The organism is Bacteroides coprosuis, assembly GCF_020741705.1.
GTDB lineage: Bacteria > Bacteroidota > Bacteroidia > Bacteroidales > Bacteroidaceae > Bacteroides_E > Bacteroides_E coprosuis.
The window spans coordinates 1-19,833 of sequence record NZ_DYYK01000168.1; the positions used below are offsets into that span (position 1 = coordinate 1).

Genomic DNA, 19,833 nt, shown 5'->3' on the forward strand with positions numbered 1-19,833 from the left:
CTATTCATCTTTTTGTTGTAACGCTATATTAGGACGAGACAAATGATTTCAAAAAAGGGGTGCCCTAAAGTGACGGGCTGAGATCATACCCATTAACCTGATCCAGGTAATGCTGGCGTAGGAATAAAAGAGAAATATTCCCCTTTTTTCTCTTGCATAAAACTAAACTTATAATGAAAAAGAGATCACTACTAGGTATCTGCATTCTTGCAGGTACAGCTACATTTGCACAAGTAAATGTAAAAGACAGTATGCGCATTGTTAAACTCGAAGGGGTAGAAGTTGTTTCTACTAGAGCTTCAGCCAAAACTCCCGTAGCGTTTACAAACATTTCTAAAAAAGACATCAAAAAACAGAATATCGGAAAAGATATTCCCTTTCTAATCAGTACTACTCCCTCTATTCTTACAACATCCGATGCAGGAGCAGGGATAGGATATTCTAAAATAAGAATAAGAGGTACTGACGCAACCCGAATTAACGTTACTACAAATGGCATCCCTATGAATGACGCCGAAAGTCATGAACTGTATTGGGTAAATACTCCCGACTTAGCTTCTTCTCTTGAAGACATTCAAGTACAGCGTGGTGTGGGAACCTCTACAAATGGAGCTGGTGCCTTTGGAGCTAGTATAAATATGAGAACACAAGCTATTTTTCCTCAAAAATATGCAGAAGTATCAGGTTCATACGGCTCATTCAACAGTCACAAAGAGACTTTCCGTTTAGGAACAGGTCTTATCAATGATAAATGGGCTTTTGATGCACGTATATCCAATATCCAAAGTGATGGTTATAGGGATAGAGCTTCATCTGACTTAAAATCGTATTTCTTACAAGGAGGTTATTTTGGAGAAAAGACAAGTGTAAAACTGATAACATTTGGAGGAAAAGAAGAAACTTATCACGCATGGGATGGAATATCGAAAGATATGCTGAAATCAAATAGAAGATATAACCCTAATGGAGAAATTGAGGATAGCAAAGGCAATGTCATTGGATTTTATGATAATCAAATAGACCATTATGTGCAGAAGAACTATCACCTCCTTATCAATCAATATCTCTCTAATACATGGAATCTGAATGTAGGATTCCACTATACTGATGGAGATGGTTATTACGAAGAATACAAAAATAAAAGAAGCCTAAAAGAGTATGGACTTCAACCCTTCGAGCACAATGGAGAGACAGTCAAAAAATCTGATTTAATTCGTAAGAAATTTACTGAAAGCAGATTCGGTGGTGGTATTTTCTCTTTCAACCATAAAGGAGAAAAACTACAAGCCTCTTTGGGTGGGGGACTTAATTACTACAAAAATGATCACTTTGGCAAGGTTCTATGGGTTAAAAACTACATAGGAGATATTATGCCTGACAATCATTACTATGACAACACAGGACGAAAGACAGATGGAAACATCTATGCAAAAGCTTCTTTTGAAGTAACCGATGGTTTAAGCCTTTTTGCTGATGCTCAGTTTAGACATTTACGCTATAGACTTAGCGGTTTGAGCGATAAGTGGAATTGGACTTCTAACCCCGAACAACTACAATCCTTAAGCTTTGATGAAAAATTCAACTTCTTTAATCCTAAACTAGGACTGTCATGGCAAATTAATCCTTATCATTCTACCTATGCTTCTTTTTCTGTAGCACAAAAGGAACCTACTAGGAGTAACTATACTGATGCACTATTCACTCAAAAGCCGAATGCTGAGAAGTTGTATGATTACGAATTAGGTTATACTTTTAACAATCCGTGTTTTAATGCTGGTGTAAACCTATACTACATGGATTATAAGGATCAATTGGTACTCAACGGTAAAGTAAACGAAATAGGTAGAGCTATCTCCGAAAATGTAGATAAGAGTTATCGTATGGGTATTGAAATCTCTTTAGGCGCACAGCTTACGAAATGGCTACGTTGGGATATTAACGGAACTTGGAGCAAAAATAGAATCAAAGACTATGTAGCTTATTTTAGTGATTCTAATTATAAGCAACACACCTTAAATTGGGGGGATACTCCTATTTCTTTTTCTCCTTCATTTATGGGTAATAGCATTATTTCAGCTAATTATAAAGGATTCAATGCTTCATTTCAAACCCAATATTCAACAAGACAGTATTTAGACAATCTAGGTTTAAAAGACAATTCATTAGATCCATTTATCGTAAATCACATTCATCTATCTTATGACTTTAAATTACCTTATATAAAACAAGCTACTGTTGGTGCAAGTGTTTATAACTTATTCAATCTTAAATATGAAACGAATGGGTATTCACAAACAAGTATTGACACCGAAGGACAAATCCTATCACATGATCCTAGATTCTACCCAATGGCTGGAACCAATGTTCTAGCACATATAACACTATCTTTCTAACTCAATGACAGTATTAGAATTATTTGGAACCCTTGTTGGTTTAATCTATTTATGGCTAGAATATAAGGCTAGTATTTATTTATGGATAACAGGCATAATTATGCCTGCTATCTATATTTTCGTATATTATAATACTGGATTATATGCCGATTTTGGAATCAATATCTACTATCTTCTAGCAGCAATTTATGGATGGCTTTATTGGACCTATGGAGGGAAAAATAAAGAGACCAATTATTTACCCATAACACATGCTCCAACTCGTGTTTATCTGCCTCTTTTATGTACATTTGTTGTGTTTTTTATAGGTATCGCATGGATTCTTATTGAGTTCACAGATAGTAATGTACCTTGGCTCGACAGTTTTACCACAGCACTCAGCATTGTAGGTATGTGGATGCTAGCCAAGAAGTATGTAGAGCAATGGCTCAGTTGGATACTTGTCGATATTGTAAGCAGTGGACTTTATATTTATAAAGAACTATATCTCACTGCTGGTTTATACTTCATTTATACTGTTATTGCAGTTTTGGGCTATATGAAGTGGAAAAAGATAATGATACATGAACAAAAAATGGCAACAAGCAGTAGTTGTAGCTAATGGAGACTACCCTACTCACCTAGTACCTCTAAGGTATATAAATGAGGCCTCCTACCTCATCTCTTGCGATGGAGCAGCAGATCAATTAATAAGTAAGGGAATTATTCCTGATTTTATTGTGGGAGATGGCGACTCTATCAGTCTTACAAACAAAGAGAAATACAGTTCTATTATCAAAATCTATACAGAACAAGAAACTAACGACTTAACAAAGGCCATCACATTTCTTATGAATAGAGGATATAATGATATTACGATTGTAGGGGCAACAGGCAAAAGAGAAGATCATACATTAGGAAACATTAGCTTATTGATGGAGTATATCCAAAATATAAAAGTGAAAATGATTACCGATTATGGAGTATTTTACCCGTGTATTGATCATTTCCAAGAAATAATAACACTAGGTAGCCAAGTTTCAATTATAAATTTTGGAGCTACCCACCTAAAGACAGATAGCCTTTTTTATCCTATACGAGATTTCACCAATTGGTGGCAAGGCACCTTAAATGAAAGTAGTAAAGAACTTGTAGAAATTGATGGACATGGGAAGTTTCTTGTGTTTGTTGCTTTCAAATAAGATCAGACAACAAATATCTGACACCGATATGATAATAACTTATCGGTGTTATGGTATCATCATGTCGGTGTCATGATGATATCTTGACCTAGTTAAAACACTCTCTGAGTCATGATTAATACTTGGGATTCCTTTCACAACAGATCATTCGTTATTATCAGGAAATTAGTTCATAGCCAAATAGAAATTCTAATCCAAGCCTAGAAAAGGAGGCTTAAACCTCCTTTTTTAGTAGCTTTTCGCAAGCTTATATATTAGCTATACTCATAATATCTGCAAAAACACCCGCCGCAGTAACACCTGCACCTGCTCCATAACCCTGAATTTGCATAGGATATGCTTTATATCTATCGGTTGTCAGTAAAATAATATTATTGCTTCCTTCTAGATTATAAAAAGGGTGCGAAACATCAACCTCTTTCAACCCGACAGAAGCCTGTCCATTTTCAAATTTAGCAACAAATCGCCATTTCTTATTCTCTTTCTCTAATACAGCCCTTCGTTTTTCAAAAACTTCATCTAAGCTAGGAACACGATTCCAAAATTCATCTAATGTTCCATCAAAGAATTCATTGGGCATAAATAAATGCGTTTCCACGTCTGACTGCTCTATTCTATAACCTGCTTCCCGAGTTAAAATTACTAGTTTACGAATAACATCAGTACCACTTAAATCAATACGAGGATCAGGCTCTGAAAATCCTTCTTTTTGAGCATTCTGTATTGTTTTACTAAAAGGCACATCTTTACTTATCTCATTAAAAATGTAGTTTAGAGTACCCGAAAGTACTGCCTCTATCTTCAGTATTTTATCTCCACTATTAATTAAATCATTAATAGTATTAATTATCGGTAACCCAGCTCCCACATTAGTCTCAAATAAGAATTTGACACCCTTATCGAGTGCCACTCTCTTTAAGGCAGCATAATTGTTGTATGCTGATGAAGCGGCAATTTTATTAGCCGCAACAATGGAAACATTGTGCCCTAACAAATCTTGATATAAATCGGCTATAGATTCACTCGCAGTACAATCTACGAATACAGAATTATAAATATTCATCTTTATAATTTCATCTCTCAGGATAGATGGAGAACTAGAGATACCAGCATCATAAAGCACTTCTCTGTAATTTTCCAAATTAAGACCTTCTCTATTGGTCAATAAACGAGAGCTGCTAGCTATCCCTACCACATTTAGTTTTAGATGCTGTTCATTCATTAAACGCTTTCGTTGAGATTTAATTTGATCAATTAAGCTACTTCCAACAGTCCTTATTCCACATATAAACAGATTAAGTTCTTTGTATTCTGATAAGAAAAACGAATCATGAATTACATTTAATGCCTTTCTAAGCAAATATCCATCTACTACAATAGAGATATTCATTTCTGAAGCTCCCTGAGCACAAGCAATAATATTAATCCCATTTCTACCAATAGTTTGGAAAAGACGTCCAGCAATACCTGCATTGCCTTTCATATTTTTACCAACAACAGCTACAGTTGCTAAACCTTCTTGAGCCCTCATAGGCGAAATGACTCCTTGCTCTATCTCTTTGGCAAACTCTGTATTCAATGCATTACAGGCACTTTGGGTATCCTCTCCTCTTACACCAATTGAGGTACTATTTTCAGAAGAAGCCTGAGAAACAAGGAATACACTAATACCATTTTTAGCAAGAGCTTTAAAAATACGGTAATTTACTCCGATAACTCCTACCATACCTAAACCTTGTACCGTAATTAAGCTTGTATTATCAATAGAAGAGATTCCCTTAATTACTTGCTTAGAAGCTCCTTTAGTAGTGGAAGAAATTACAGTTCCAGCACCAGAAGGATTAAATGTATTTTTAACAAGAATAGGAATATTAGTATGACATACAGGGTAAATCGTTGGAGGATAGATCACTTTTGCACCAAAGTTGGATAACTCAGTGGCTTCATCATACGTTAACTCTTCGATAGTATAAGCTTTATCAATAACTTTTGGGTCAGCTGTCATAAACCCATCTACATCTGTCCATATTTCAAGACAAGACGCATGTAAAGCTGTAGCTACTAAAGCTGCAGTATAATCGGAGCCACCTCTACCTAAGTTTGTAGTATCTCCAGAGGTAACATCAGAAGAAATGAAACCGCCCATGACGGTTACTTTAGGAGTATATTTGAAAGCTTGCTGAATCAATTCAGTTGTCAGTTCACTATTAGGCACATGTTTGCCATGTTTAAACTCTGTTTTAATAATATCACGTGAATCAACCCATTTGGCTTTGGGAATAGAAGCCGATACAATTAACGAAGAAAGTCTTTCGCCGTAACTAACTATTGTATCTAAAGTTTTAGATGATAAATCTTTAATTAAATAAACACCCTTAAAGATATTAATAAGCTCATCCAAAAGCTTCTTCATTTGCATTGAAAGCTGCATTCGGTTCTTTGTATCATCAAATAAATCATTGACTACAGATTCATGCCTATTAATCAAAGACAGAATCTCTTTTTCATATGCAACATTACCATCAGCTGCTAAATGAGCTGTTGACAATAATTGGTCAGTAATTCCTCCTAGAGCGGATACTACTACAATTACGGGAGTGTCTGATTTAGACTCGACAATGGCCCTAACCTGCTTTATAGTATTTGCAGAAGCCACAGATGAACCTCCAAACTTAATAACTTTCATAAGTGTTTGTATCTATTTGTTTTGTAAATATACGGAAACAAAAAAAGGATGCCAACCGGCATCCTTTTCTTTATTATTAATTCTGTATGTTAATTATTTAACAATTACTACACGGCTTAATTGGTTGTCTTTACCAAATACAGAATCTACACCACCCATACCAACAACTTCAAGTTGTGATTCTTTTACACCTTCTTTAATAAGTGCATCTTTCACAGCGTTAGCACGAGCTTCACTTAAACGTTGGTTAAGTGCTTTGCTACCAGTTGCGCTATCAGCATAACCTACAACTTTGTAAGTCTTATCTGTAGCCTTGATAGATTCAGCCATCATTTGAACTGTTACAAGATCTCTGCTAGTTAAATTGCTCTTACCAATTTGGAAGAAAACAACTCTTGAATCGTTAGCAGAAGTTTCTTTGTAAACTACTTCAGGTTTTCTATTACGTAAAGCTTCGATTTCGTCTTTCAACTGATTGTTGTAAGCTTGAGCATCACGTAATTGATTTTGTAGACGACGCATTTCGCTTTCGCTAATACCTGTAGAAATTACAGTACCTCTATTAAAGTCTCTTTGTTTGAATTTGTAAGTAAGACCAACAGTTAAAGCACCTAGACCTTCTTTACTGTTACCACCTTTTTCACCATCAAAACCATCTTTTACAAGAGTACCTCTTGCTTCAATGTTAAGATCTAATGCTGGAGATAGACGGAATTTGTTAATAAGACCTACTGTTAGACCCATTTCGTCAGTCTTAGGAGTATCCCAAGCATGTAACCAAGCAATACCTGCATAAGGTATGAATGAGTAAACACGATTTGGATTATAACCAGCAAACATATTAGATAAGTTGAACATTACTTCACCGTGTAGGTTCATCATGTTCCATTTTTGTTTATAATATGTTTCACCATCTTTAGTAAAACTGTTGCATGAAGCATATGGTGCGTAAGGGCTAGTTGAAGCACCTTTAGCTTGAAGACCCATATAACCAACACGTAGTCCAATACCTGGAGTAAACCATTTACCTAGAGATATATCCATTGCTGGAGCTAATCTCTTACCAAATGATTGCTTAGAATCTGCATCTCCAAAATAAACTTGAACACCACCATTAGCGTCAATAAACCAATTATTCCAAAAACGATTTGTTTCAACTTTGTATTTGTCTGTATTCACAGAAATGTTGTCATTGCTTTGAGCATAAGCAACACCACCAAGTGAAGCTAACGCAAATACAGCTGTAAGTAAACTCTTTTTCATGTCTGTTTCTATTAAGTTTAAATTAAAATTAAGTTAATTTTTTATCTCTCTCTTTACCTAAATTTTAAAGTTTTAATTTAATGAATGAAGAAACATTAAGTACTATTTCTTTACCTTTATGTAATACCTCTTCAATATATTTCATTTTCAATTCACCTTTTAAGTTGTTCATTTAGTCAATGAACTTTCAACTATATAAACAACTATATAAAAAAGATGTTCATTCGATATCAATTTATCTAATTAGCAAATATAGCTATTTATATTACACTTGTACAAATTTTAATTAAAAAATCACAACGAATTCATCTATTAACAAGTCTATTATAGAGATTGTTCACACAAAAAACATTCATCTATATCTTATTTTTTACCGCCAATGTTTATAGCTCTAAGTCTAAATGGCTACCTTTGCATAGAAAGGATTACTGAAATTATGGCTAAAGAAAAAACAGTGTATTTTTGTTCTAACTGTGGATATGAGTCTATCAAATGGGTAGGAAAATGTCCTATGTGCAACCAATGGAACACCTTTATAGAGAATAAGATAGTAGAACAAAAGAGTTCTAATAGTTTCTCGGATTCTCAAAAGCAAAAGCAAAATCTGCCCAAACTAATAGAGGAGATTAGTACCTCACAGGAAGAAAGGATTAATATGCACGATGAAGAATTGAATCGTGTACTCGGTGGAGGATTAGTTTCTGGATCATTAGTACTATTAGGAGGAGAACCTGGTATTGGAAAATCTACACTCGTTTTGCAAACAGTATTACAAATTAATGACAAAAAGATATTATATGTATCTGGCGAGGAAAGTGCCAAGCAATTAAAATTAAGAGCAGAACGACTAAATAAGAGTTCAACAAATTGTTACATCGTATGTGAAACCTCTTTAGAAAGGATATTTTCACATATAAAAAATGTAATTCCCGACTTAATAGTAATTGATTCCATTCAGACTATTGCTACAGAGAAAGTGGATTCCTCACCAGGAAGTTTATCGCAAGTAAGAGAATGTTCTGTTGATTTACTACGTTTAGCAAAAGAAAGTCATATACCAATTATCCTTATTGGTCATATTAATAAAGAAGGTAGTATAGCAGGACCTAAAGTCTTAGAACATATAGTGGATACAGTTTTGCAGTTTGAAGGAGATCAACAACACCTATATCGCATCCTTAGGAGCATTAAAAACAGATTTGGTAGTACTTCAGAGATTGGTATCTATGAAATGAGGCAAGATGGATTAAGGCAAGTAAGCAATCCTTCTGAATTATTACTGTCGCAAGAGCATGTAGGAATGAGTGGAGTTGCAATAGCAGCAGCAATAGAGGGAGTAAGACCTTTTCTTATTGAAACTCAAGCTTTGGTTAGCTCAGCAGTTTATGGCACACCTCAACGGTCTGCAACAGGATTTGATACCAGAAGAATGAATATGCTATTGGCTGTTTTAGAGAAAAGAGTAGGATTTAAATTAGCTCAAAAAGATGTCTTCTTGAATATTGCTGGAGGGATAAAAGTTAGTGATCCTGCAATAGACTTAGCTGTAATCAGTGCTATTCTATCATCAAACATGGATGTGGCTATAGACAATTCAATCTGTGTAGCAGGAGAAGTTGGGTTATCAGGAGAAATTCGCCCAGTTAATCGCATTGAACAAAGGATAAAAGAAGCCGATAAATTAGGGTTTAAACGATTTATTTTGCCTAAATTTAACCTGCAGGGGATTGATACGAAGAATCTAAACATAGAACTAAACCCTGTGAGAAAAGTAGAAGAAGCTTTTAGATTCCTATTTGGATAAGCGAATGAAACACCCATCACATACATCAAAAAACGGACCTAAGCCAGAAATAGCAATTGTTGAACCCAATATTCTTGCTGCATTAGGACTAAAATCTATTTTGCAAGAACTCATACCTATTGCTATTATTCGGGTTTTTCATAGTTTCGAACACTTTATGAGTGACACACCAGATATGTATGCTCACTACTTTATTACGGGACAAATATATCTTGAACATAATTTTTTCTTTCTTCCTCGAAAGAGAAGAACTATTGTTATGTCACCAGAAAATCAAATGATGTTAATTTCTGGTGTCAAACTACTAAATATACACCAAGACGAAAAAGGGATTATCAAATCAATAATGGATTTACATAGAAATGCTCATGAACCCAACCATTCTAAGAATATGGAGGCTATTAATGCCCATCAAGTCCATGAGCTGAGTCCAAGAGAGATAGATGTTATATCCCTAATTGCTGTTGGTAAAACCAATAAAGAAATAGCTAAAAAGCTAAGCATTAGTCAAACAACCGTTATTACCCACCGCAAGAATATAACAGATAAGCTAGGTATAAAGTCTGTATCAGGGCTAACTATTTATGCTGTAATAAATGGTTATATTGATACGAATCAAATTTAGATCACTTCCTCAGTACTTTCATCTGACAATTTTTACAATCAAATTGTAGTTTAAATTCATTTCCATTGGGATCAACCAAATAGTAAGGTTCTTGATATGGTGATTTATTCTTTTGATAAGTAGGGCACCATCCCATAGAATAACGTATACAGTGTTTACAAAACATAAGAACGCCATCAGCTACATGCTGCTTTTCAAAAGCTGGATCTATGTGATTAACATTATGACGAACATAAAATGATTCAGCTTTTGTGTTCATTACATTTCCCAAATAAGTTAAATTATCCACGATAAAGGGATGAGAAGTTGGACTCAGTTTGATCTCTTCTCTTGGATATTCCTTTTTGCGTACTTCAATAAGAGCATCTACTGCATCTCTTCTCACATTAGCCAGAATAGAAGAAGGTATGAACCATTCTTGAGATAAGTTAATTTGAATTTCACCCATATAGAAAGGTGTATTACCCAATTTATTTAATTGTCGATGAATATTATCATACTGAGGAGATCTTGCTAGTTCTTTATCTGCATCAACATCTACATATACTGAAAAGTTATCTTCATCGACCATTTTTAAACGGAATCCTCTTGCGATTTCCTCAAACAACATCTGGACTGCTATCAAGCGTTCTGCCGAAGGTTTAGACAATAGTCTATCAAATTCTTGATCAAAGTTTCGGTAGATAGTTGTTTTTGGCTTAATAGCTGGCATCTCCTGAGGATAAATTTTATTCCCCTCTACCTTGTTCACTCTAAAACCTTGAAGTTTACCATTTTCATCAATAAAACAAGCTCCATCACCATTATGAAAAGGTTTTACTCCAGCCACAATCAAGAAATTTCTTCGAGCTTCTTTCATATACCCCATTTCTTCACCTAATGATTTTGGTGTATCAAAAGAAGCAATATCAGACTGACGACCATCTAAAAAGAGGTTTGTAAAACCTCTGCTAAAGCTTTTATCCAATTGGGGTTCAAAAGTAAATTGAGTAATACCCGAAGAAGAACGCATATATTCTTCTCTACGCTCCATTACCTTATCTAAAGCTTGACGATAAGCAGCAGTAACATTTTTTACATAGCTAATATCTTTTAACCGACCTTCTATCTTCAAGGAATAAGCTCCTGCATCAAGTAGCTCTTCCAAGCGATCTATCTGATTCAAGTCTTTCATTGATAAAAAGTGTTTGTCTGTAGCTATGATTTCATCTGTACTATCCTTTAAGGTAAAGGGTAATCGGCAAAACTGAGAACAAGCTCCTCTATTTGCGCTTCTACCTGTACAAGCTTCACTAACATAACATTGCCCACTATAACTAACACATAAAGCTCCATGAACAAAAATCTCCAATTTTACATTAGGGCAGCTTTCGTGAATTTTTCGTATTTCATTTAGAGATAACTCCCTAGCTAAAACGACCTGTTCAAAACCAGCTTTTTCAAGAAATTGAACTTTGGCGACTGTACGATTATCATTTTGTGTACTAGAATGTAAAGGAATAGGCGGAAGATTCATTTCTAAAATTCCCATATCCTGAATAATCAGAGCATCGACACCTATACGATACAAATTCCAGATCATAGCTTCTGTCTCTTGCAACTCCTCTTCTTTTATGATAGTATTAACAGTCACATAGATTTTTACTTTAAAAAGATGGGCATAATCAACCAAAGCAGCAATATCTTCCAAAGAATTGTTGGCTGCAACACGAGCTCCCATTTTAGGAGCACCTATATATACAGCATCAGCACCATGATCTATTGCAGCAATGCCACATTCTAGGTTTTTAGCTGGAGCTAACAGTTCTATTTCTCTTTTTCTCATCTTATCTCTTCTATTTTAAATGGGGTTTGTTGATAAACAAAATAATTAAGCCAATTAGAAAACAATAAATTGGCATGTGCTTTCCATCGTACAACGGGATCATTATTAGGATTATCTCCTTGATAATAATTTCTTGGAATTTGAATATTTAAGCCTTTAGACAAATCTCTCTTATATTCATTATCAAGCGTAAATGCGGTATACTCCGAATGACCTGTTATATATATTTCTCTCCCATTACGAGCTGAGACCATATATGCTCCAGCCTCATCTGAGACAGATAAAAGTTGCAGTTCGGGACAAGCCAATATATCTTCTATTTTTACTTCTGTGTGCCTACTATGCGGTACGTAAAACACATCATCAAAGCCTCTAAACAAGGGGTGATTTTTCACCAATATATAATGGGGGAAAACGCCAAACATCTTTTGTTTCAGAAGATGTTTAGATATTCCATAATGATGGTATAAACCTGCTTGAGCAGCCCAGCAAATATGTACTGTAGAAGTAACATGCGTCTTTGACCAGTTTAAAATAGTAACTAACTCATCCCAGTAATCAACTTCTTCAAAGGGCATATTCTCGACAGGAGCTCCTGTGATTATTAATCCATCATATTTTTGTGATTCAATTTCTGCAAAATCAACATAAAATTGATCCATATGTTCCGCAGGGGTATTCTTGGGAATATGAGAGCCAATTTTCAATAACGTTAATTCTATCTGCAATGGAGTATTTGACAACAAACGGATCAAATCTGTTTCTGTTTCTATTTTTAAAGGCATCAAATTTAAAACAGCAATCTTCAAAGGGCGAATATCTTGTGATATCGCTCTAAATCCATCTAGAACAAAAATATTTTCCTCCTCTAGATATGATATTGCAGGTAAGTTGTTGGGTATGTTTAGTGGCATAAGCTCAAAGTTTACAATATTCAGGCTACAAAATTACTAAAAAGAATAGATATCAAACGAAAACAGGTCTTTCTTATCAGATAGTTGAAATTTTACCGTAATATCTTAATATAGAGAATTTATAGCCGTTCTATCAAAAGTACTTTTAAGTACAGTCTTCGCAAAAATATTAGATAAAGGTAGTAAGTAATCAAATAAACTCTTATTTTTGCTGAGACTAAATTAGTACTAATAACTTTTTAAAATTAAAGAAAAATGGCTTACGTAATTAATGAAGACTGTATAGCTTGTGGTACTTGTATTGACGAGTGTCCAGTAGAAGCTATTTCTGAAGGTGATATCTATTCTATTGATGCTGATATTTGTACAGACTGTGGTACTTGTGCAGATGTTTGCCCATCAGAAGCTATCCACCCTGCAGAATAAAAATTGAAAACAAATTCAATTTAAAATAAAGGCTGACCAATTGGTCAGCCTTTTCTTCTATTATTTATTTGGCAACATGCAAGTTATGTCCCATTCGTTTCTGCTTGGTTTCTAAATAAACCTTATTGTATTTATTAGGTTTAATCTCAATACCTACGTTCTCTACTATTTCAAGACCATAAGATTCAAGACCAATTCGTTTAATCGGATTGTTCGTCATCAACTTCATCTTTGAGACTCCTACTTCACGTAAGATATGTGCACCAACACCATAGTCTCTTTCATCAGCTTTAAAACCTAAATGAAGATTTGCATCTACAGTATCTAAGCCTTCTTCTTGGAGTTTATATGCAGCTATTTTATTCATAAGGCCAATTCCTCGACCTTCCTGATTCATATATACAACAACTCCTTTACCTGCCTCTTCAATCATTCGCATAGCTTCATGTAATTGGTCACCACACTCGCAACGACGAGAACCAAAGATATCGCCAGTTACACAAGAAGAGTGAACACGAACAAGAACAGGTTCATCTTCTTTCCATGTACCTTTTATTAAGGCAACATGTTCTAGTCCATTTGATTTCTGTTTAAAAGGGATTAATCTGAAATGACCATACTCTGTAGGCATATCTACTTCTTCTCCTTTTTCTACAATAGCTTCTTGGTGTAAACGATATTTAATAAGATCTGCTATAGAAATAATTTTGATGCCAAAACGTTTCGATACTTCCATTAATTGAGGAAGTCTAGCCATGGTTCCATCTTCATTGATAATTTCAATCAATGCACCTGCAGGATATAAACCTGCTAGTTTACATAGATCTACAGTCGCTTCGGTATGACCTGCTCTTCGCAACACTCCTCTTGAACGAGCACGAAGTGGATTTACGTGACCTGGACGAGCCAGCTCTGTTGGTTTAGTATTAGGATTAGCCAAAGCTAAAATAGTAGCAGCTCTATCATGCATAGAAACGCCAGTAGTGCAACCTTCAATTTTATCTACAGTTACAGTAAAAGGAGTTTCATACATTGAAGTATTTGCAGATACTTGCATTTCTAAATCAAGTTCATCACAACGTTCTTCAGTAATTGGTGTACAAAGTACTCCTCTACCATAGCGAAGCATAAAGTTCACTTTTTCAGGAGTGATTTTTTCTGCCGCAATTATAAAATCCCCTTCGTTTTCACGATCTTCATCGTCAACAACAATAACAAACTTACCATCTTTGAAGTCAGCTATCGCTTCTTCTATGGTATTTAATTCAAATTCTTTCATAATTACTTATTCCTCTCTATAATATTTGCTAGCTCATTATTAACGGCTAATACCTTTTTTATATCTTTTGATAAACGCACTCTAAATATCCATACTCTAACATAAAAGAATAATCCGATAGGGAACACAATACCAAAGATGGTATTCAACCATGTAAATTTAAAAGGTCTTGTATGTGCTCTATGCGGAATAATCGGATATTTATTTAACACATTCAATATTTCTAAAGATCTAGAGTTTGATAACTCTTCGACAATTAATTCTAATTCGTCTAAATATAGACTAATCTCATTGGGTTCAACTTTAGCAAACCACAACTTCAAATAACTAGGTGCTTTTAGTAAACGATGAGTTTTTAAATAAGCATTGAACTTATTGGTCAAGTCATAGACTCGAGATAGACACTCATTATAATTAGGCTCTTCAATGACAACTTCCTTACGTACTATATGCCGTTCAGGACGAATACCTAGGATTGTCTTTATCCAACCGATATACAAGTCTGAATTTAAAATTACTGAATCTCTATTAGATTTATAAGCTAAAAAGCCTCCCACGGGAGCCAAAATAAGAGTACTCATCCACATACCAATCCAAACTATCCATTCTCCTTCTCGGGCCATCTTAGAACCCATAGTATTGATTATATAATAGATAATAAAGATTAGCACAGAAATGACAACGGGCATTCCTAGTCCACCTTTCCGTATAATAGAACCAAGTGGGGCCCCAATAAAGAAAAATACTAGACAAGCAAATGAAAGTGTTATCTTCTCATGCCATGCCATAAGGTGTCTTCGTATTTGAAGATCCGTATTTTTAACTTCAACTTCCCTAAAACTCCAATCTGTAGCTAGTGACTCGATATCTCTTTTAGCTAGATTAAGCACACTTTGTTTTTTCTTCAAGGTTGAAACATTGAACAAACTATCAACATTAATAGTTCCTAAAATCCTTTGTTCTTCCACTTTTATAGAGTCCGATTTAGATAAGTTTCGATCTACATCAAAAGACCTATCTTGGGCATACTCATAATTGGCTATACCAACACTATCATTTTGTGAAACCATAGAATCTATAGAATGCCTCAAGGTTTGCATATTTTTACTACCCGATTGCTTATCCATAATACTGGCATCTGCCATATTAAAACCTGAGTCAAATTCTATTAAGGCATGTTTCTCTTTAAAAGACTCCCTGCGATAAGGAACATTTCCTTTACTTACACCTGTTTGTCTAATGTTTTCAAACATTTCACCCGAATACAAGTGCAAATAAAGATACTGTTTATCGGCAGTCATAGCCAACTGACCTGTGTCAGCAACAATAATTCGAGCATTATCAAAGCCTTCAGAGAACTCGTAGATTATTACATCGTAGAGTAGACCTGTTTTGCGATCCTTTTCTTTAACAAAAATATTATATCCATCTATTTCATCATAGAATATACCTTCTGGTATATCAAGTTCGGGAGATTTCTGACGAATAGAAATTAGGAGGGTTGTAAGCTTAGAGAAAGCTTTTGGTCCTATATTATTTTGAAACACAAAGGATATTCCACATAATAAAACGGCAAGAATCATAAGTGGACGAATTATCTTAAACAAAGAAATTCCAGCCGCTTTCATAGCCAACAACTCAAAGCGCTCACCAAAATTACCAAAAGTAATAAGTGATGCTAAAAGTGTAGCCAAAGGGAGTGAGGCAGGTATCAATGTTAAGGCAGAGTAAAAGAAGAACTGCCCAAGAACTGTCATCTCTAGACCTTTACCAACCAAATCATCCACATATCGCCACAAAAACTGCATCATAAAGATGAACAGACATATAAAGAAGGTAGCGATAAATAAAAGCCCAAAGCTTTTTAAAACAAATTTATCTAGTTTTTTTAATTTCAGCATCCTAAAAGTGATTCGTATGCAATTCAGTATACAAAACTACTACAAAAAAAGGAGCATGGAAAAAGAATGAGTCATATAGTTAATTAAAAACCTCTTATTCGTCTTAATGTTTCTATTTGGCTATCCCATAATTCTTCATGGTCATCTACTTCATCCGCATCCGAGAAATCTTTTATCTCTAACACAAAGTCATTTGTTAGCTCATTTACGTTCATTCGTAGTTCAAAGTATTCTCTTTTATTAGGGTTATCAAGCCATTTAAATTTAATATAAGAATAGGTCCTAATACCAGCAATTTCTGCCTGCCTACTTTCTTCATCATTTTCGCCCCAAAAAAAGGTGACCGTTTTATCATCGGATTCTACATGATCTGCAAACCAACCTTCAAGTCCTGAGGGAGTACTTATAGCATCCCAAACAATATCTTTTGAAGTTGAGTCAAGGATATATTCTAAGTGTATTTTCTTTCTTGCCATAGTATTATTGTTGTGATTGTAAATAGCAATATAACTACTTTTTGCGAATATAGAATAAATACATCTAAATAAGTAACCATCGGAGTTATTTAACAAGTTGAAAATCCATTGACAAATGATATAAACAAAAAGTTTTAAAAAAACAGGCGTATTTTTTTGCGAGTAAAAATTAAAGCTCTATATTTGCACTCGCAATCACGAAATAAGTGATGGCGGGATAGCTCAGCAGGTTAGAGCGCATGATTCATAATCATGAGGTCCCGAGTTCAAGTCTCGGTCCCGCTACAAAAGAAAAGAGAGTTGTGTGTCTAACAACTCTCTTTTTTTATTCTCCAAAATTGAGATATTTCATTACAGCCTATTTCAGAGCTACTCATAATATATTCATACATATAAATTGGAGTTCTGATTCATACTTTTGCATAAATAAAACTATTTTTAATCTAGACAGAGTACTATCATGACACCGACATGATGATACGATGACACCGACATGCAGATGCGATGACACCGATATGCTAATATCATACTAGTATTGAAATGTAACTCTATTCCCTTAAAATCTTAACAAATAACTCTTGAACTCAATTCAAAACTTATAAATTTGCTCTATCTATGATTATTTAAATACTTTAGAAATAAAAGTCATGACAATAGAATTAGCTACAGTTCAAGATTTACAAATTATCCTAGAAATATTTTCTTTTGCAAGAGCCGAAATGAAGAAAATGGGTAATTCTTCCCAGTGGCAAGATAATTATCCATCTCAAGAAGTGCTCTTAAACGACATAAACAATCAAAACTGTTTTATTTGTAGAGAACAAAATTCAATCCTTGGAACTTTTGCATGTATTAGAGGAGTTGATTCTACTTATTTAAAAATAGTACAAGGAAATTGGATAAATGAAGACCCTTATATTACAATTCATCGCATAGCTAGCAATGGTCAAATAAAAGGATTAGGCAGAAGAATCATCCAATGGTGCTTCCAACAACACCCAAATATAAGGATTGATACACATACTGACAACAAACCTATGCAACACATTCTAGATACTGAGAACTTTGTAAAATGTGGCATTATTTATACGGATGATGGTACGCCTAGGATAGCTTATCAGAAAACCATATAGAATATATAATAGTAACCTTTGTGATAGTTGAAATTCAAAGATCAAACATATACAAAACAAGAAGGCTGTCACGTGACAGCCTTCTTTATACCAAATATTAAAATCTTTATTAAATTAAAAAACAACAGCTCCTACAATTTTAGGAACGAAGTACACCATAAGCCCTGCTACAACAATGTAGATTAAAGCAAAAGGAATAGCCTTCTTCATAATTGCACCTTCTTGACCTTGCTGACCACATGCAGAAGTAGCCACAGCGATACTTTGTGGTGATATAATTTTGCCACCTGTTGCTCCTGCTGTATTGGCTGCAGCCAACCAACTAGGATCAGCACCTGTGGCATGAGCTACTGAAGCTTGTAACTTACCAAATAGAATGTTTGAAGAAGTGTCACTACCTGTAAGGAATGTTCCTAAACAACCTACTGTTGGAGCAAATAATGGATATAGAGGACCTGTTAAGGTAGCTAGTGCAATACCAAGAACACCTATCATGCCGCAGAAATCCATAATAGAGGATAGGGCTATCAAAGAACAAACAGTAATAATAGTTTTATATTGCATCTTTAACACCTTACCCAGTAATTTGAATAGTTCACCTATAGAAGCTCCTTGAATTAAACCTCCTATTATAGAACCTAAGAATAATAGTATACCTGTATCTACCAACCAATAAACAGAAAGAGATCTATTCAGTGCCTCACCAGCCGTAGAGTCAAATATAGAGAATGTCCAAGTAGTACTTACCATTTCCATTAGTGAAGCTCTAAATGGTAGTATTGGACTTGTTAATATTACAAGTAAAAGAATCAAGCCATAAACACTCCATGCTTTAAGAATCTGACTAAAAGTAAAGTGTTCCTTCTCTCTTTTATTCTCTTTATCTTCTTTTGTAGGGAAGAGTTTAGCATAAGCGATTATAACTATAATAGAAGCTATACTTCCTAAGATAGCAGGAGTCTCTGCTCCCATATGCCTAGCAGCTATATATTGTACAAATAAAGAAACTCCACCAACCAATATACTTAATATAATATGACGAGGGACTGACTTCATTCGAGAGTCTGTCATAAATAATAAAATAAATGGAATGATAAACATTAATGGAGATAGCTGAACAACAATCTGTGTACTTAAAGTTTGAATACTTTCTACGCCAGCTTGCTGTGCCAACACAATTACGGGAGTACCCACAGCACCGAATCCTGTAGCAACACTATTCGCTATTAAACTGACAACAGCTGCAAACACGGGTTTAAAACCCAAACTAATAAGAATAGCAGCAGGGATAGCTACAGCAGTACCAAACCCAGCCATACCTTCGAGTAACCCCCCAAAGCCCCAAGTCAACAACAATACTTGAATACATTTATCAGACGAGATAGAGGTAAATTGACTCTTTATGATTTCCATTTTTTTAGTATAAACCAATATTTGGTAACTAAAAATAGCCATCACAATAATAATAAGAATAGGGAAAATAGCTTTAAGTATGCCATACCATACTGCAAGTCCTGTATCAGCAATAGGGAATTTAAAACCTACTATTCCAATAATAATAGTAGCCACCAATGTAAGCACAGCACTTTTGTCTCCAGACACTTTCATCACCCCCAATAAAATAATTAAGAGTAAAACAGGAATTACTGCCATCAACACATCTAGCCAATTTACATTGAGCATCATGTCTTGTGCAGCGGTTAATAACATAGTATTCATCGTATTGAATTTAGATAAAAAATAAAAGGTTAATTATTATTTCATAAGTAATTATCAATCACTATACCGCATATCCTCTATTTACTATCTATACTGTAATGCACATAAATACAGAAGTTATGCAACTTTATAGCAAACAACAGCCTTTCATAATTACTTACAGAAATATTTCTCCAATATACAAATATTGATTTGTTTTCACGGTCCT

Annotated in this window: 15 protein-coding genes, 1 tRNA gene and 1 riboswitch; of the genes, 8 read left to right on the forward strand and 8 right to left on the reverse strand. The window is 34.6% G+C overall.

Annotation, left to right across the window (positions count from 1 at the left end):
* The first annotated feature begins 45 nt into the window (after positions 1-45).
* A riboswitch (TPP riboswitch) is annotated at positions 46-141 on the forward strand.
* 32 nt (positions 142-173) lie between these two features.
* Genes K8V80_RS09940 through K8V80_RS09950 form a run of 3 tightly spaced genes read left to right on the forward strand, consistent with a single transcriptional unit; the run spans position 174 to position 3,574 of the window.
* Positions 174-2,393: a TonB-dependent receptor gene (locus K8V80_RS09940; protein ID WP_276777560.1), complete on the forward strand. Its 2,220-nt coding sequence runs from the start codon at positions 174-176 to the stop codon at positions 2,391-2,393.
* Between the two features lie 4 nt (positions 2,394-2,397).
* Positions 2,398-2,994: a nicotinamide riboside transporter PnuC gene (pnuC, locus tag K8V80_RS09945; RefSeq protein WP_276777563.1), complete on the forward strand. Its 597-nt coding sequence runs from the start codon at positions 2,398-2,400 to the stop codon at positions 2,992-2,994.
* The gene (locus tag K8V80_RS09950) at positions 2,957-3,574 is read left to right on the forward strand and encodes a thiamine diphosphokinase (protein ID WP_276777567.1); all 618 of its coding nucleotides are present in this window, start codon (positions 2,957-2,959) and stop codon (positions 3,572-3,574) included. Before pnuC ends, K8V80_RS09950 begins: the two co-directional genes overlap by 38 nt.
* A 247-nt stretch (positions 3,575-3,821) precedes the next feature.
* Here K8V80_RS09950 and thrA read toward each other — a convergent pair whose 3' ends face one another.
* Entirely contained in the window at positions 3,822-6,260 is a 2,439-nt protein-coding gene (thrA, locus tag K8V80_RS09955) for a bifunctional aspartate kinase/homoserine dehydrogenase I (RefSeq protein ID WP_276777570.1), read from the reverse strand.
* Positions 6,261-6,353: 93 nt separating this feature from the next.
* Positions 6,354-7,523 (reverse strand): OmpA family protein, encoded by a 1,170-nt coding sequence (locus K8V80_RS09960; protein ID WP_276777573.1) that lies wholly within the window; start codon positions 7,521-7,523, stop codon positions 6,354-6,356.
* A 436-nt stretch (positions 7,524-7,959) separates the two neighbouring features.
* On the opposite strand from K8V80_RS09960, the gene radA reads away from it, so the two are divergent.
* Positions 7,960-9,327 carry a DNA repair protein RadA gene (gene radA / locus K8V80_RS09965; RefSeq protein ID WP_006744010.1) on the forward strand — a complete coding sequence of 456 codons (1,368 nt, stop codon included), beginning with the start codon at positions 7,960-7,962 and terminating at the stop codon, positions 9,325-9,327.
* Positions 9,328-9,331: 4 nt separating this feature from the next.
* Positions 9,332-9,952 carry a helix-turn-helix transcriptional regulator gene (locus K8V80_RS09970; RefSeq protein ID WP_006744009.1) on the forward strand — a complete coding sequence of 207 codons (621 nt, stop codon included), beginning with the start codon at positions 9,332-9,334 and terminating at the stop codon, positions 9,950-9,952.
* Between the two features lies 1 nt (position 9,953).
* Here K8V80_RS09970 and K8V80_RS09975 read toward each other — a convergent pair whose 3' ends face one another.
* A complete protein-coding gene (locus K8V80_RS09975; protein ID WP_276777579.1) occupies positions 9,954-11,777 on the reverse strand; it encodes a peptidase U32 family protein in 1,824 nt (607 codons plus the stop codon).
* Complete coding sequence (gene metA, locus K8V80_RS09980; protein ID WP_276777582.1) at positions 11,774-12,691, reverse strand: homoserine O-acetyltransferase MetA; 918 nt, start codon at positions 12,689-12,691, stop codon at positions 11,774-11,776. Before metA ends, K8V80_RS09975 begins: the two co-directional genes overlap by 4 nt.
* Positions 12,692-12,946: 255 nt before the next feature.
* Here metA and K8V80_RS09985 point away from each other — a divergent pair, with 255 nt between their 5' ends.
* Positions 12,947-13,117, forward strand: a complete 171-nt coding sequence (locus K8V80_RS09985) for a DUF362 domain-containing protein (RefSeq protein ID WP_006744006.1) — start codon at positions 12,947-12,949, stop codon at positions 13,115-13,117.
* A 64-nt stretch (positions 13,118-13,181) separates the two neighbouring features.
* On the opposite strand, the gene K8V80_RS09990 is transcribed toward K8V80_RS09985, so the two are convergent.
* From K8V80_RS09990 to K8V80_RS10000, 3 genes are all read right to left on the reverse strand, one after another.
* Positions 13,182-14,396, reverse strand: coding sequence for a bifunctional 3,4-dihydroxy-2-butanone-4-phosphate synthase/GTP cyclohydrolase II (locus K8V80_RS09990; RefSeq protein ID WP_276777584.1), 1,215 nt, complete (start codon positions 14,394-14,396; stop codon positions 13,182-13,184).
* Positions 14,397-14,398: 2 nt separating this feature from the next.
* Entirely contained in the window at positions 14,399-16,297 is a 1,899-nt protein-coding gene (locus K8V80_RS09995) for an LptF/LptG family permease (protein WP_276777587.1), read from the reverse strand.
* Positions 16,298-16,380: 83 nt separating this feature from the next.
* On the reverse strand, positions 16,381-16,773 hold the full coding sequence (locus K8V80_RS10000; protein WP_276777590.1) for an START-like domain-containing protein: 393 nt from the start codon (positions 16,771-16,773) through the stop codon (positions 16,381-16,383).
* 211 nt (positions 16,774-16,984) lie between these two features.
* Here K8V80_RS10000 and K8V80_RS10005 point away from each other — a divergent pair.
* Positions 16,985-17,058, forward strand: a tRNA-Met gene (locus K8V80_RS10005).
* A 362-nt stretch (positions 17,059-17,420) separates the two neighbouring features.
* Positions 17,421-17,906 (forward strand): GNAT family N-acetyltransferase, encoded by a 486-nt coding sequence (locus tag K8V80_RS10010; protein WP_276777593.1) that lies wholly within the window; start codon positions 17,421-17,423, stop codon positions 17,904-17,906.
* 114 nt (positions 17,907-18,020) lie between these two features.
* On the opposite strand, the gene K8V80_RS10015 is transcribed toward K8V80_RS10010, so the two are convergent.
* On the reverse strand, positions 18,021-19,625 hold the full coding sequence (locus K8V80_RS10015) for an L-lactate permease (protein ID WP_423773076.1): 1,605 nt from the start codon (positions 19,623-19,625) through the stop codon (positions 18,021-18,023).
* Positions 19,626-19,833 lie beyond the last annotated feature (208 nt).